The following is a 1,303-nucleotide window of genomic DNA, read 5'->3' on the forward strand; positions in this document are numbered from 1 at the left end:
CGTGCCAGCGTGCAGCAGCAGGGTGCCTCCGCGGCGAAGGAATCCGGCGCGCAGGTCCTGTACACCACCCACAATACGATGCGCGGCGTGGCGCTCTACGGTAACGTCGAGCAGATTCGTGCGCTCGCGAACCGCGACGATGTGGAACGCATCAGCATCATTGAGGACATGGCACCGCAGAACAGCGGCACCCTCATTGATACGGACACGCTCTCCGTGTGGGCGAAGAGCCCGGCGAACCCCGCCTCCACCGGCTACACCGGCAAGGGCGTGAAGATTGTGGTGCTCGATACCGGTATCGACTACACCCACGCCGATTTGGGTGGCCCCGGCACGCAGGAGGCCTTCGAGAAGGCGAAGGCATCCGACACAATTCCCGAGGGCACCTACGATTCGAAGAAGTTCCTCGGCGGCTACGACCTGGTCGGTGACGACTACAACTCCGCCAAGAAGGAAACCTCCACTCCCCACCCGGATAACAACCCGCTCGACTGCGGCGGCCACGGCAGCCACGTGGCGGGTACCGCGGCGGGTTACGGCGTGAACGCGGACGGCTCGACCTTCCACGGCGACTACTCCAAGCTCACCGACGAGCAGCTCAAGGACATGAAGATTGGTCCCGGCTCCGCACCGGACGCCCAGCTGATTGGTCTGCGCATCTTCGGTTGTAAGGGCACCACCGCGTTCGTTCCCCTCGGCCTGGACCGTGTGCTCGACCCCAACGACGACGGCGACTTCTCCGACCGCGCCGACATCGCGAACCTGTCGCTCGGCAACGAGTTCGGCGTGTTCGATGAGACCGTGAACTACGCGGTCGGCTCCCTCTACCGCGAGGGTATCCTCTCCGTGGTTGCGGCGGGTAACGCCAACAACTACAACGCCGTGGGCGACACCTACTCCAACTCGGGCGGCCCCGGCACCAGCGCCTACGGCCTGACCGTGGCGAACTCGATTGGCTCGACCCAGCTGGTCGACCGCGTCAAGATTCTCGCCCCCGCCAACGAGGCAGACACCTACGGCGATTACTCGGTCAGCTTCGACTATTCGAAGGCGACCGAGGAGCAGCTGCGCGGCACCGTGGTGCGTGCCGCCTCCCGCAACCGCTACGCTTGCGAGGCGTTCACCGAAGAGGAAGCCGCCGCACTGAAGGGCAAGTGGGCTCTCATCGACTGGGCGGACGCTGACGGCGTAGCACCCTGCGGTTCGAAGGTGCGCTTCGACAACCTGCAGGCGGCTGGCGCAACCGGCGTGGTCATTGCCTCGAACACGGAGGTGGGTGACACCGCTATCGGCGGTAACTCCT

At 65.0% G+C, this 1,303-nt stretch carries 1 protein-coding gene; it reads left to right on the top strand.

The genetic code is table 11. The features are described from left to right. Positions 1 to 1,303: S8 family serine peptidase (locus tag AB8E48_RS08900; RefSeq protein ID WP_368886472.1), on the top strand; the 1,303-nt coding region annotated here is incomplete at both ends.

This window comes from Rothia mucilaginosa (assembly GCF_964211445.1).
Classification (GTDB): Bacteria; Actinomycetota; Actinomycetes; order Actinomycetales; family Micrococcaceae; genus Rothia; species Rothia mucilaginosa_E.